The sequence below is a fragment of the Pandoraea sp. PE-S2T-3 genome, from assembly GCF_002179965.1.
Lineage (GTDB): Bacteria > Pseudomonadota > Gammaproteobacteria > Burkholderiales > Burkholderiaceae > Pandoraea.
Map to the genome: position 1 here is coordinate 215,081 of NZ_NGUQ01000008.1, position 12,291 is coordinate 227,371.

A 12,291-nucleotide genomic window follows, 5' to 3' on the forward strand; every position below is an offset into this window, starting at 1 on the left:
TCGCTTCCACTTATCATCGCGGGCAGATCGCACCGCGCAACCGTCCAACTGCCCTCAACGCTTGTAGGCTTGCAGGCCCGGCTTGATCGACTTGTCATCGAGAAACTGCTTCAGGCCCTGCTCGCGGCCATGTTCCGGGTCGCGCAGTTGTGCCTGATCGAGCTTGGCGTACAGATAGTCTTCGCACTGCTCCCACGTCAGCTCACGCGAGCGCTTGAAGCCATGCTTGGCCGCGCGCAGCACCACGGGGTTCTTCTCCAGCAGCTTGCCCGCCAGCGCGATGGTTGCCTCGCGCAGTTGGGCGAGCGGCACGCTCTCGTTCACCAGCCCCATCTCGGCGGCTTGCGCACCGTTGAAGGTGTCGCCGGTCATGATGTAGTGCAGCGCGCGACGATGACCGACCGTGTCAGCCATCGCCTTGCTCACCAGGTTGCCCGGCGGAATGCCCCAGTTGATTTCCGACAGACCGAACACGGCATCGTCGGCCGCAATGGCCAGATCGCACGCCACGAGCGGCGAGAAGCCACCGCCGAAGCACCAGCCGTTGACCATCGCGATGGTCGGCTTGGCGTACATGCGCAAACGGCGCCATTGCCAGTCGGAGGCGTCGCGGCGAATGCGCTCCTGCACGATTTCCGGGCCGCCGTCGATCTCGCGGAAGTACTCCTTCAAGTCCATGCCGGCCGTCCACGCTGCGCCTGCACCGGTGAGCACGACCACGCGGGCATCGCCGTCGAGTTCGAGCGCATCGAGCACCTGAATCATTTCGCTGTTGAGCGTCGGGCTCATCGCGTTGCGCTTCTCCGGACGATTGAAGGTGACCCAGCCAATGCCGCCTTCCACTTTCACGTCGATCGTTTTCCAGCGTCCTTCGTATGCATTCATTTTGCGTAAATTCCAAGTGTCCGGCGTTCTCTCGCCGCGCGCCGGGAGTGGCGCAACGGTGCTGCCTATGGACACATTTAATATCAGGTAGCCTTACATTGCAAGCTCGATGATTTCAGGGGAAACCCTGAGCTTGCAGCGTGGGGATCAGTTCATAAGGCTCAGAACGTATGACGCATGCCGAGCATCACACCGGTTTGACCGACTCCTGCGGGCGGCGTCGTACCGCCACCGCCGCCGCTGACCGAATAGGCCGCCTTGGCGCTGTTGAACAGGTAGGCGCCTTGCGCGTAGACCGCCGTGCGCACCGAGAGCGAATACGTCGCGCGCAGCGTGGTCATGGTGCCGCGCGTGTCGTGGTCGCTGTTGACGATGCGATAGACCTCGCCATCGACCAGCCATGCAGGCGTGACGTTGTACGCCGCGCCGAGATAGAACAGGTTCGAGTGCGTGTTGACCGATGCGGTCGTCACGCTGCGGCCCAGCCACCCGCCACCGACCTTGAGTGCGCCGTATTTGTAGTACGCGCCCAAGGTGGTGCGCGCGTCCTTGTCGCTGCTGCTGGTGAGCGCGGTCGGCGCGAGCCCGTCGAAGAAGTTGGCGGCGGCGTTGGTGCCGCCGCGTTGCTCTTCATACGACGCCGCGACACCGAAGTTGCTCGCGTCGTACTTCAGCATGACCGACCAGTCGCGGCATTGCGTCGATTGCCCCGGCACTTGCCCGGCACAAGTGCCTTGCCCCGGCGAGTTGCCGGTGCCGCCGCTGTCGCGCCCGAACGAATAAGCCACACCGAACGACAGGCCCTGCCAGCCGACCTGATAGGCGATCGAGTTATCGGTACGGGCGTTCGGAATATAGGCGTCGAACGAGCCCATGCCGTAGATGTCCGGGCCCAGCACGTCGGAGCCGAGCAGCGCGTAGTACGTCATCGAATACTGACGCCCGATGGACAGCGTGCCGTAGGGGCTCTTCACGCCCACGAATGCCTGACGGCCAAACAGGCGGCCGCCCTGCCCCAGATCGCCGCCACGCAGGTTGAAGCCGCTCTCCAGTTGGAAGATCGCCGACAGACCGCCGCCAAGATCTTCCGAGCCGCGCAGACCCCAGCGCGAGGGCAACTCGCCCGTCACCCCCGGCATGCGCCATACGGCGCCGTTGGCGCTCGCGTGCGAGACGTATTCGATACCGGTGTCGACGATGCCGTACATCGTGACATTCGATTGTGCGGCGGCCAAGCCGGGTGCCACGAGCGCGGCAGCGGCAGACAGAATGCCCAGCGAGCGTGCGGAAAGTGCCATGCGAGTCTCCATTGCTATCGATGTTGTTTTGGTGTTTTTGTCGTCGGCAAGATCAAACGGCGTGCAAGGGCTGCACGCGAAAAAACGCGACGGGGGCGTGCCGTACGCCATCCGTCGCGATAAGCGAAGCCGACCGGTGATGCCCGATCAGTCGGCTGCGCGGGGACGACGGATAAGCGTGAGTGCCGCGAGCGCTGCGACGATGACGACCGGCACGCTGGCGCCGATCACTACGGCAGCGCTGCTACCCACGGCGAGCAACATGCCTGCGGCGAGCGGTCCGACCACCGAGCCGATACGCCCGATCGCCACCGCCGCGCCCACACCGGTGCCGCGCATGGCAGTCGGGTAGTAAGCCGCCGCCAGTGCATACAGCACCGACTGGCCGCCGATGATGAACATGCCGGCGAAGAAGGCCGCTGTCGCCAGTACGGCGAAGCCTTGCGCCGCCGCCAACCCGATCAGCGAGGCAATCATGCCGAGATACATGCCACCGATGACGACCGACATGCGCACGCGGTCCATCAGCAGGCCAAGGCACAGCACCCCGACGGCGCTGCCGACGTTGAAGAGAATCTGCACCCAGCCGATTTCACCGCGGGCGAGACCACGCGAGCCCATGAGCGACGGCAGCCAGTTGAGCAGGAAATACAGCACGATGAGCGTGCAGAAGTAGCTCAGCCACAACTGCACCGTCGACACGCCGCGCCCCTCGGAAAACAGCACCGACATGAACGGTGCAGGCGTGGTGCGCTGACCTTGCGACGTGGCCGCGGCGAATGCCTTCGACTCGGGCAGGAACATGGCGAGCAACGGCAACAGCAGCAACGGCCCGACACCGCCGACGTAGAAGATGTGGCGCCAGTCGGCATCGCTCACGGCGAGCATGCCGATGGTGGCGGCAATGCCACCGCCCAACGGAATGCCGCAGTACATGATGCTCACCGCCGTGCCGCGCAGACGCGGCGCGACGGCTTCGGAGGAGAGTGCGATCAGGTTCGGCATGGCACCGCCGAGGCCGATACCCGTGAGCACACGCACGATCACCAGCATCCAGAAGTCGGACACGAACGCGGTGGCAATCGACAACACCCCGAACAGCGCTGCCGAGAGCATCAACACGCGCTTGCGGCCGATGCTGTCAGCCAGCCGCCCGCCGACCATGGCGCCGGGCAACAGCCCGAACGTGCCAGCCGAGAAGGCAATGCCCATCTGCGCGACGCTCAGCCCGAACTCCTTGGCCATGCCCCGTGCGGCCACCCCGACCGATTGAAGGTCAAGCCCTTCGAGCAGTGCGACCGCAAAGCACAAGCCCAGCGTGAGCACCACCGTGTTGGCGGTGCTGCCCGTGCGCTCACTCGCAGGCAATATCGCCTGCGCTCCACGCTCCCGAGTCGATTCCATAGTGTCTCCTGTGATCTTCATGGACTCCGGCTACCGCCTGCCAACCCGTGACACGTGGCGCCCGATGTAGTTACCTGCGAGATTGGTCGCCGCCACACATCATTTAATCAGGAAACCTGATATTAAGGACGCAAGTGCAAAGGGCGTGACGGTGCCGCAGCGGACTCCATTTAATATCAAGCTACCTGACAATACAAGCGCTCAGCGGGTCGGGACAAACCCGAAGCGCACGCCAACGGCGGCGTGCCAGGGCAGGCGCAAAAACGACTGAAAGCCGGGAGTCGGGAGACGGCTCAGGAGAACCGTCAGGAGACAACGTGGATGACGAGGGCTTAGTCGCGCAGATTGCGCACGAACATTTCCAGATGGCGTTGCACGGCGGCGGCGTCTTCGCGACTGACGTCCGTGCGCATGCGGGCGTCGATCTCCTTGGCCACCGCTTCGCATTGCGCGAGCACCCGGCGGCCTTCGTCGGTCAGTTGCAGGAGCACGATGCGGCCGTGGTTCGGGTCGGGTTCGCGCGTGATCCACTGGCGCGACGCCATGACGCCCACGACCTCATTGGCCGATTGCGGCGTGATGAACGAGCGTTGCGCGAGTTGCGCGTTGGAGAGTTTGCCGCGTGCGTCGAGCACCGACAGCGCGGTGAACTGCGCGAGGGTGAGACCCAGCGGTGCGAGCGCCTCGGACATGTGGCGACGCAGCAGACGATCGAGGCTGGCGATGACGTACGTCAGGCGCAGCTTCGAGCGGCGCGGACGGCCATCGGCAGCATTGGCAGTATTGGCCGTCTCGGGCGTCACTTCGGCACCGGCGCCACCGGACGCCGGCGCGGCCGTCTCGGCCAGATCAGCCAAACCGGACGCAGCGGCCGCAGCGGCCGGCTTTTTTTTCGGGGAAACGACGCTCATGGTGAATAGCGAGAATGCGAGGACTCTCGCGCGATACGGGAAAGACAGCAGTGTAACGCCGACGCCACGCGGTGGCGACGGTCTTCCGCCCGAATCATCGTACCGATGAGCGCCGCGAAATCACGATGCGAAGCCGCCTTCGTTTTCGGCGGAATCGCTTCGCTCAGCTCGCCAGCTTGCGGAACGTCTCCAGCACGGCGTCGCCCTTGAACGGCTTGACGATCCAGCCGCGCACGCCGGCGGCCTTGCCGCGCTCCTTCATCGCCGGGCTGCTCTCGGTGGTGAGCATCACCACGTTGACCGAGCTGTTGGCGAGTTCGCCGCGAATCTTCTCGACCATCGTCAGGCCGTCCATGTTCGGCATGTTCACGTCGCTGATGACGAGTTTCACGCCCGGGCTGGCCTTGATCTTCGCGAGGCCGTCCTTGCCGTCGACGGCCGTGTCGACATCCAGGCCGTTCTTGCGCAGGAAACCCGCGACTTCGTCGCGCACAGTGCTCGAATCGTCGACCACGAGAATCTTCGACATGGTGTTGTCCTTGAGAATAGGTAAGTGAATATGAGTGTGAATGGGTGAGCCCGTGGCTCAGAACATTTCCAGCGCGCCGGTCTCGACCGGTTCAGCCACGGTCTGGGCCGCTTCGCGAAACGCTTCGGGCGACCAGTTCAGGCTGAAGACAAAGTGTTGATGCAGCGTGACGATCTGACCGCTCACCGGGTCCGTCAGCTGATAGACGAAGCACAGTTGCGGGTTATCGGTGCCGAACGAGATGTACTTCTGCTTGTGGTTGATCAGCAGCGGCACCTGCACCTGCGTGTGGTCCACGGCCGCCGGGTCGCCCATGAAGCGGCTCTTGAACGCGCCCCAGATGAGATTGGTCATCTCGCCCAGCATGCCGTTGAGCTCACGAAACCCGGCCTGCCCTTCGCAGCGGCCCGTGTGTTCGAGCAACTGCATGAACGGCACCTGCTCGGCCTGCATCATCATGTAGCCACGGCACCAGGCGCTCTCCAGCGGAATCAGGCTGAAGACTTCGCCGAAGATGATGCGATCGCGCACCACGCTCGGCGACTCGCAGGTTACGGTGACATCGCCGAACAGGCCGCGAATGGCGCCATCGGTGATATCGATCATCCCGCGCACGAGCGCTTCGGGATATTCGTGTTCGACGTTGTCGTCGAGGATCAGGAAATGGTTGACCGACTCGCGGGGGGTGGTTCGGTTCATCGTATTGGGTTCCTTGCCAAGACGTGGGGCGAATTCAAAACAGTTCCAGCTCACCGCCGCTGTCCTGCGTCTCGCTCACTTCGGCGACGAAGTCGAGCGGCGCATGCGCGCAAACGCACAGCGTGGCAGCCAGGCGGACCGAGCCGTCGAGAGTGATCTCCCACGACGCCAGGTGATTCGGCTTGAGTTGAGTCAGATGCGGCACGCAGCGCGCGCTGAGCACATAGGGCGTCGACATGCCCAGATCGGGAAAGTAGTTCAGCAGTTCCTGATTGATCGCGCCGCAGCACAGATTGCTGATTTCGAGAAACGCCTCGCGGAACGGCTTGTCCTGCGCTTCCCCGAGGAAGTAAGCCGCCGTCGCGTCGTCCTCGTCGAAATGCAAAATCAGCAGCATGCGAAAGCCAATCGACGAAATGGTGAGCACCACCACGTTCGCATGCCGTTTGGCGAGATCGACCTCGGCATCGTTCGCGGGCTCGGACTGGCGCGTGCGCAACGGCACGATCTCGCAAGGCGCGTCGATCGAACGGGCCAGCCGCGTACGTGCCGCCTTGTGCAGAATGCGCTCGAAACTGTCGCGTGCGTGAGTGCTGATCAAAACGCCACCTGCCTAGTGAAGACGGGAATGCAACTGATGCGCCAGCGACTCGACGCTCGAGAGCGACGCGGCAATCATCTTGCCGCCCGCCTGAATGTCCTGAAACGTCGCTGTGGTCGTCACGTCGTTGCGGTGCAGGCTGTCGCGATAGCTCTTCGACAGTTCTTCCGAGCGCGTCGCTAGCGAACGCACTTCGCTGGCGACGATGCCGAAACCTCGCCCGGCCGTGCCTGCGCGCGCCGCTTCGATCGACGCGTTGAGCGAGACGATCAACACGTGCCGCACGATCGATGCCAACTCGTGGTTCTTCGCGTGCATGTCCTGATTCTGGGTCATGAGCGAGATCATCTGCTCGTGCCAACGCTCGAACGTCGCTGCGAGCCCGCGCAGACGCGCCGCTTCACCGGCGATGCGCTGGGCCTCTTCCTGCCACTGCGTTTTGGCGTCGAGCACTGAGGCTTCGGACTTGCGTGCGACTTGCAGATCCGACTCGGCTTGCGTCAATTGCGCTTGCAGCGCCGCCAATGCGGCGGCGTGCGCTTCGGCGATCTCGTCGCTGCCCGCCTGCGCGGCGCGTTCGCGCTCAAGCGCCTGTTCGAGGGCTTCCTCGTGCGTTTTTTCCAGCGCGCGCCAGTGCGCGACGGCCTGCGCCATGCGCCAGCGATGCACGATGAAGCCGATCACGCCCGCACCCGCCACACCGGCGAGGGCGCCCGCCGCGATCCATTCCACTGCTGCCATGCTCTTGATGCCTCCGAAAGCGGCGCGGCGGCCGCAGACCGGTCAGGTCTGCGCCGCCGTGCATTCATACTGGGGTCAGACCTTGCCGGCGTTCGAGAGATTGGACAGGTCGTCGCGAACCTCATGCGTTTCGACCTTCCCGAGCGTATCGATTGACTCGAGCGGCGCACTCGGCAGATCGACCGCGTCGGCCGCCACGCTGTTCAGGTCGAAGCCATCGACCACCAGATTGTCCGGCAGGCACACCACCGTCTGGAACTGACGGAATTCCGCGCCCTTACGGTCGTCGGTGAAACGCAATTCGATGCGGCCATGTTCGCGGCGCACGAAGTCCTGCACGGCATCCATACCCACGCCGCGCCCCGACACTTCGGTCACCTGCGCGGCCGTGGAGAAGCCCGGGCGGAAAATGAACTGCGCGATCTGCTCGTCCGTCACATAAGTTTCCGACGTGATCCAGCCACGCTGCACGGCGATGCCGCGAATGCGATGCAGCGCCAGACCGCGACCGTCGTCGGTCAGCGTGACTTGCAACATGTTGTGATCGAGACCGACTTCGATGTCGATGGTGCCCGCGGCGGGCTTGCCCTTGGCACGGCGCTCATCACCACTTTCCAGCCCGTGGTCCATCGAGTTGCGCAGCAAGTGCATGAACACGTCGCGCAGAATTCGCACGGCCGGCGAGCGCAGGCGATATCCGTTGTCGTCGATACGCACGGCCGGGGCCGGTTTGCCGAGCTCACCCGCCAGCGACGGCAGCGAATCGAGTACACCGCCCAACGCTTCGCCCACGCCTTCGGTACCCAGCAGTCGCAGCGTCTGGTGCACGGCGTCGCGCATCGCAACCAGTTGATGCAGATCGTTCGGGTCGGCCGCTTCGAGCATGCGCAGGCTGGCGCGGATATGACCGCGATCCACCACCATCGACTGCTCGTCAGCCGTGCGGCCCGGGCCCTTGCGGCCCAGACTCATTTCGTTGATATGGGCGTACGTGTCGACCGCGTTGCGCACGCGTTCGAGTTCGCGCATCAGGTGGTCCTGATCCCACGGCAAGCCCGCTTCCGGATGACGCAGCTCGTGGTACTGCTGCTCGGTCTCGTGCACGACGTTGGTCAGGTATTGCAGGTTGTACGTGCGCGCATTGCCCTTGATCGTGTGCATGTTGCGGAACAGCTCCGCAATGGCTGCGCTGTCGGCCTGCGAGTGCTTGCGGATGATGCGCTCGTTCTCGCGAATGAAGTCGGTCGAGCTTTCGATGAAGTGGTGGAACTTCTCCTGACTCACCGCCAGAATCTCGCCGATCATTTCGAGACGCTGCTTCTGCTGGTTCGCTTCGGCGGCCAGTTCACGCAGTTCGGTGACGTCACGCACGCACAGCATCAGGCGCAGGATCGTGTCGGTCTCGTCGGTAATGGCCGACCACGTCAGGTCAAGCTGCTTCACGCGGCCATCCGGCATGCGCTTGCCGATTTCGCCCACGAGCAAGTGTTCGTTGAAGGCGAAGTTGATGGCGTCCTGACCGATGCACGCATCGACGGCGGCTTCGACTTGCGACAGCGCGTCGGAACCTAGATCGCTGTCGCCGAACACCAGTTCCATCACGCCACGGCCCGCGATGTCCTGCGTTTCGAAGATCGCTTCGAGATAGGCCGAGTATTCGGCGTGCACCTTCGAGCCGTCGACCACCGTCAGAATGCCCTGCTGCATGTTCTGCAACATCGCCTGAATATCGGCCGTCTTCTGCTTGAGTTGCGCCGAGCGCTCCTGAATCTTCTCGATCATGCCGTTGAACGCGACGATCGAATGACCGATCTCGTCCATCCGGCCAACCGGCACGCGGCGGGTGAAGTCCTGGCTGCTGGCGATCTCGCTCATCATGCCCTGCATACGCGAGAGCGGGCGGGTGATCTGACGGTAGAGCAGCGCGCCGATGGCGGTCAGCAACAGGATCGCGAGGCCCGTGACGATGGCGATGGCCGTCGTCGTGGTCGAGAGCGTGTCGTTGAGCGTGGCAATCGCGGAATCCTTCTCGCGGTTCTTCTCCACACGCAGCGTGTTGACCACGCCTTCGAGTTCGTCGCGATACTGCGCGACGTTCGCAAACAGGAACGCCTGCGCCATCTCGGCCTTGCCGGCCTGTTTGAGCTTGGCGGTATCGGTGATCGCGTTGAAGTAGTTGTCGACGCTCTCGCGGGCCTGTGTCACCAGCCCCTTCTGTGCGGCGCTGGCGGCGCCGTCGGCTTGACGGGCAAGCGATTGATCGATGTCGGCGCGCAGCTTCTTGAGACTCTCGAGCGCCTGTTCGACGACGGTCTCGTCAGGCGCATAGACCAGCGTCATCGTGGCGATCTGGACTGCCTTGACTTGCGAAACAAGGTCGGCAGAAGCGAGCGCGCTCGGTACCACACCTTCGGTTACCTGCCGCACTTTCTGAGCGCTGGCACGCGTCTGGTACACCGCGTAACCACCAATGATCGAGAGCGCGACAAACGTCAGGATCACCAATAGCGTTATTCGATGACGGATGGTCATTGCGTCATTTCCCCGGGTCGCACCGGCGCCCGGTGCCCCGCGTGATTGACGCAGTAGATCGGCCGCCGAATTAGTTTGTAAATTCCTCGTGCGACGTGATTATCAGGGGCGAACTGTGACGATTCGATGAATCAACGGAAGCTTCACGTATCACCGGATCGGCAATGGCGTGTAGGAATCCAAGATGGGTAAGCACTAACTTTCCGAGGGGTGAGTGCTTGCTATTTAGGCGCATCGTCCTCACCACGTCCCCCTCGCGAAGATGGCTTCACGATGACTTCGCTTAACGTGCGCCTTCATCGGCCATTGCATCGATACGGCGTAATGACCCTGCCGCCAACTCGGTGAATTGACGCCATAGCTCCGGCTTGGCGCGACCGCGTTTGACGATGCGGTGAAAGCCGAGCGCCACTTCGGGGGAAGTGAGCACATCCCAACGCACCGCACGCGCGCAGCAGGCCGGCAAGGTGAACGTCGGCACGATGGCGGCGCCGAGTCCGGCTTCGGCCATACCGATCAATGTCTCGAAGCGGCGAAACACCGCACGCGGCTCGTCAGCGCGGCCGATGCGCGCGAGATGCGTCTCCACGAGTTGCTGAATCGGATTGTCGGGCGGCAGGCTGATGAGCTTCTCGTCGCGCAGTTCATCCCATGAGATGCCGCCCTTGGCCGTCTTGCGCGACGCTCGCCTGCCTGCCGCCGTCACGCGCATCAGGCGAAACGATTGCAGCAGCGTGCGCTCGATGCCGTGCGACGCTTTCGTGAAGAACCCGAAGCCCAGATCGGCTTCGCCCTGCTCGACCAGCGCCTGCACTTGCGCGAGTTCGGCCTCCACCAGCCGCAGATCCACGTCGGGATGTTCGCTCGCAAAGGCGCCGAACCATTCCGGCATCAGGTGCGACGACACGAGGGGCGTGGCGGCAATGCGCAACGTCTTGCGTGCCACCTGACCAAACGCGGCGATCTGTCCGGCCACCGCATCGAGTTGCCCGACGGCCGCACTTGCCACGGGCAACAACGCGTGACCGGCCTGCGTGAGGGTCACGCTGCGGGTCGTCCGGTCGAACAAACGGCTGCCCAACTGCGTTTCGATCTCGCGCATCATCACCGACAGCCCGGCCTGCGTGATGTGCAGGCGCTCCGCCGCGCGGGTGAAGTTGCCCAGCGTGGCGACCAGCACGAACGCTTTCAATTGACGCAGCGAGATGTTCATCCGTCACTCATAACTATCGAATATGAATTCATATGATAGTCAAAATTCCCTAATGACTGGCTGCGCGCTTTAATGGTGTCCATTCCAACCTCACCGCGCATTGCCGCGCAGGAGACACCTCCATGTCCTCATCCGTCGATGTAGCCATCGTCGGCGCCGGTATCGGCGGCCTGACGCTCGCCCTCACCCTTCACGAAGCGGGCATCGCCTGCCGCATCTACGAAGCCGTGGCCGAGATTCGTCCGCTGGGTGTCGGCGTGAACATCCTGCCGCACGCGGCGCGTGTGCTCGACGAGCTTGGCCTGACTGCCGCGCTGCGCGACGTCGCAGTCACCACGCGCGAATCGGCGTTCTTCAATCGGTTCGGTCAACTCGTCTATCGCGAGCCCGCTGGCGAATATGCCGGCTATGCGTGGCCGCAGTTCTCCATCCATCGCGGCGATCTGCAAGGCATTCTGCTTGCCGCCGTGCGCGCGCGCCTTGGCGCCGACGCGGTGGTCGAGGGGCATCGTTGCACCGGCTTCGAACAAAACGACGACAACGTCACCGTCCGGTTCGCATCGCCCGATGGCGACGCGCTGCCGCCAGTCAGCGCGCGTCTGCTCGTGGCGGCCGACGGCATTCACTCGGTCGTGCGCAAGCAGTGCTATCCCACCGAAGGGGCACCGCGCTATTCGGGCGTGAACATGTGGCGCGGCAGTGTGGTGCTGCCCCCCTTCCTCTCGGGTGCGACGATGGTTCGTGCGGGTTGGCTGTCGGTCGGCAAGATGGTGATCTATCCGATTCGCAACAACGTCGACGGTCAGGGCAATCAATTGGTGAACTGGGTCGCCGAAATCGAATCGCCACAGCCGGCGCGCCGCGACTGGAATGGCGTGGGGCGGCGGGAGGATTTCTTCCCGGCCTTTGCCGACTGGCATTTCGACTGGCTCGACGTGGCCGGGATGATCGAGGCCACCGAGACCATTCTCGAATATCCGATGGTCGATCAAGACCCGCTGCCGCGCTGGACCTTCGGGCGCGTCACGCTGCTCGGCGACGCGGCGCACCCGATGGTGCCGCGTGGCTCGAATGGCGCTGGGCAGGCAATTCTCGACGCGCCGTGTCTGGCGGCGCAGCTTCGCGAGCACGGCCTGACCACGGCGGCACTCGACGCTTATGAACGCATTCGCGGCAAGGCCACCGCCGATGTCGTGCTGATGAACCGCACGGCGCCGCCGGACGCCATTCTGCAAACGGTGCACGACCTGAGCGGCGACAAGCCGTTCGCGCGGATCGAAGACGTCATCAGCAACGCCGATCTCGCCGCCATTTCGAATCGCTACAAGAATGTCGCCGGGCTCAATCGGGAGACGCTCAATGCCAAACAGGCGGCGGCCCGCTGACGGCTGACCGGCGCGCCAGAACGGCCCCGACAGCGACTTGCGTGCGCGCCCGCCGGCCCGCACGCTTTTGCATTTCCCACACTTTCGACAGAG

Annotated in this window: 11 protein-coding genes; 1 reads left to right on the forward strand and 10 read right to left on the reverse strand. The window is 63.7% G+C overall.

Features of this window, described 5'->3' with window-relative positions; genetic code table 11:
- Positions 1-54: 54 nt before the first annotated feature.
- The 10 genes from CDV46_RS06660 to CDV46_RS06705 form a co-directional block, all read right to left on the reverse strand.
- Positions 55-885 carry a p-hydroxycinnamoyl CoA hydratase/lyase gene (locus tag CDV46_RS06660; protein WP_058375621.1) on the reverse strand — a complete coding sequence of 277 codons (831 nt, stop codon included), beginning with the start codon at positions 883-885 and terminating at the stop codon, positions 55-57.
- A gap of 161 nt (positions 886-1,046) precedes the next feature.
- Positions 1,047-2,183: a porin gene (locus tag CDV46_RS06665; protein ID WP_087722130.1), complete on the reverse strand. Its 1,137-nt coding sequence runs from the start codon at positions 2,181-2,183 to the stop codon at positions 1,047-1,049.
- Between the two features lie 147 nt (positions 2,184-2,330).
- Positions 2,331-3,587, reverse strand: a complete 1,257-nt coding sequence (gene mhpT / locus CDV46_RS06670) for a 3-(3-hydroxy-phenyl)propionate transporter MhpT (protein ID WP_087722131.1) — start codon at positions 3,585-3,587, stop codon at positions 2,331-2,333.
- Positions 3,588-3,919: 332 nt separating this feature from the next.
- Positions 3,920-4,498: a MarR family winged helix-turn-helix transcriptional regulator gene (locus tag CDV46_RS06675; protein WP_249277431.1), complete on the reverse strand. Its 579-nt coding sequence runs from the start codon at positions 4,496-4,498 to the stop codon at positions 3,920-3,922.
- 163 nt (positions 4,499-4,661) lie between these two features.
- Positions 4,662-5,027, reverse strand: coding sequence for a response regulator (locus tag CDV46_RS06680; RefSeq protein WP_058375623.1), 366 nt, complete (start codon positions 5,025-5,027; stop codon positions 4,662-4,664).
- Positions 5,028-5,084: 57 nt separating this feature from the next.
- Entirely contained in the window at positions 5,085-5,726 is a 642-nt protein-coding gene (locus tag CDV46_RS06685; protein WP_087722132.1) for a chemotaxis protein CheX, read from the reverse strand.
- Between the two features lie 34 nt (positions 5,727-5,760).
- Complete coding sequence (locus CDV46_RS06690) at positions 5,761-6,327, reverse strand: hypothetical protein (RefSeq protein ID WP_087722133.1); 567 nt, start codon at positions 6,325-6,327, stop codon at positions 5,761-5,763.
- A gap of 12 nt (positions 6,328-6,339) precedes the next feature.
- Positions 6,340-7,068 carry a methyl-accepting chemotaxis protein gene (locus CDV46_RS06695; RefSeq protein WP_176399027.1) on the reverse strand — a complete coding sequence of 243 codons (729 nt, stop codon included), beginning with the start codon at positions 7,066-7,068 and terminating at the stop codon, positions 6,340-6,342.
- 75 nt (positions 7,069-7,143) lie between these two features.
- Positions 7,144-9,600, reverse strand: a complete 2,457-nt coding sequence (locus CDV46_RS06700) for an MCP four helix bundle domain-containing protein (protein ID WP_254915951.1) — start codon at positions 9,598-9,600, stop codon at positions 7,144-7,146.
- Positions 9,601-9,883: 283 nt separating this feature from the next.
- Entirely contained in the window at positions 9,884-10,813 is a 930-nt protein-coding gene (locus CDV46_RS06705) for a LysR family transcriptional regulator (protein ID WP_087722134.1), read from the reverse strand.
- Between the two features lie 122 nt (positions 10,814-10,935).
- On the opposite strand from CDV46_RS06705, the gene CDV46_RS06710 reads away from it, so the two are divergent.
- Positions 10,936-12,198 (forward strand): flavin-dependent oxidoreductase, encoded by a 1,263-nt coding sequence (locus tag CDV46_RS06710; RefSeq protein ID WP_087722135.1) that lies wholly within the window; start codon positions 10,936-10,938, stop codon positions 12,196-12,198.
- Positions 12,199-12,291 lie beyond the last annotated feature (93 nt).

Bases quoted from the DNA above. Each gene is read 5' to 3' on its own strand.
- CDV46_RS06660 (WP_058375621.1), bottom strand. From the start codon at position 885: ATGAATGCATACGAAGGACGCTGGAAAACGATCGACGTGAAAGTGGAA.
- CDV46_RS06665 (WP_087722130.1), bottom strand. From the start codon at position 2,183: ATGGCACTTTCCGCACGCTCGCTGGGCATTCTGTCTGCCGCTGCCGCG.
- mhpT (WP_087722131.1), bottom strand. From the start codon at position 3,587: ATGGAATCGACTCGGGAGCGTGGAGCGCAGGCGATATTGCCTGCGAGT.
- CDV46_RS06675 (WP_249277431.1), bottom strand. From the start codon at position 4,498: ATGAGCGTCGTTTCCCCGAAAAAAAAGCCGGCCGCTGCGGCCGCTGCG.
- CDV46_RS06680 (WP_058375623.1), bottom strand. From the start codon at position 5,027: ATGTCGAAGATTCTCGTGGTCGACGATTCGAGCACTGTGCGCGACGAA.
- CDV46_RS06685 (WP_087722132.1), bottom strand. From the start codon at position 5,726: ATGAACCGAACCACCCCCCGCGAGTCGGTCAACCATTTCCTGATCCTC.
- CDV46_RS06695 (WP_176399027.1), bottom strand. From the start codon at position 7,068: ATGGCAGCAGTGGAATGGATCGCGGCGGGCGCCCTCGCCGGTGTGGCG.
- CDV46_RS06700 (WP_254915951.1), bottom strand. From the start codon at position 9,600: ATGACCATCCGTCATCGAATAACGCTATTGGTGATCCTGACGTTTGTC.
- CDV46_RS06705 (WP_087722134.1), bottom strand. From the start codon at position 10,813: ATGAACATCTCGCTGCGTCAATTGAAAGCGTTCGTGCTGGTCGCCACG.
- CDV46_RS06710 (WP_087722135.1), top strand. From the start codon at position 10,936: ATGTCCTCATCCGTCGATGTAGCCATCGTCGGCGCCGGTATCGGCGGC.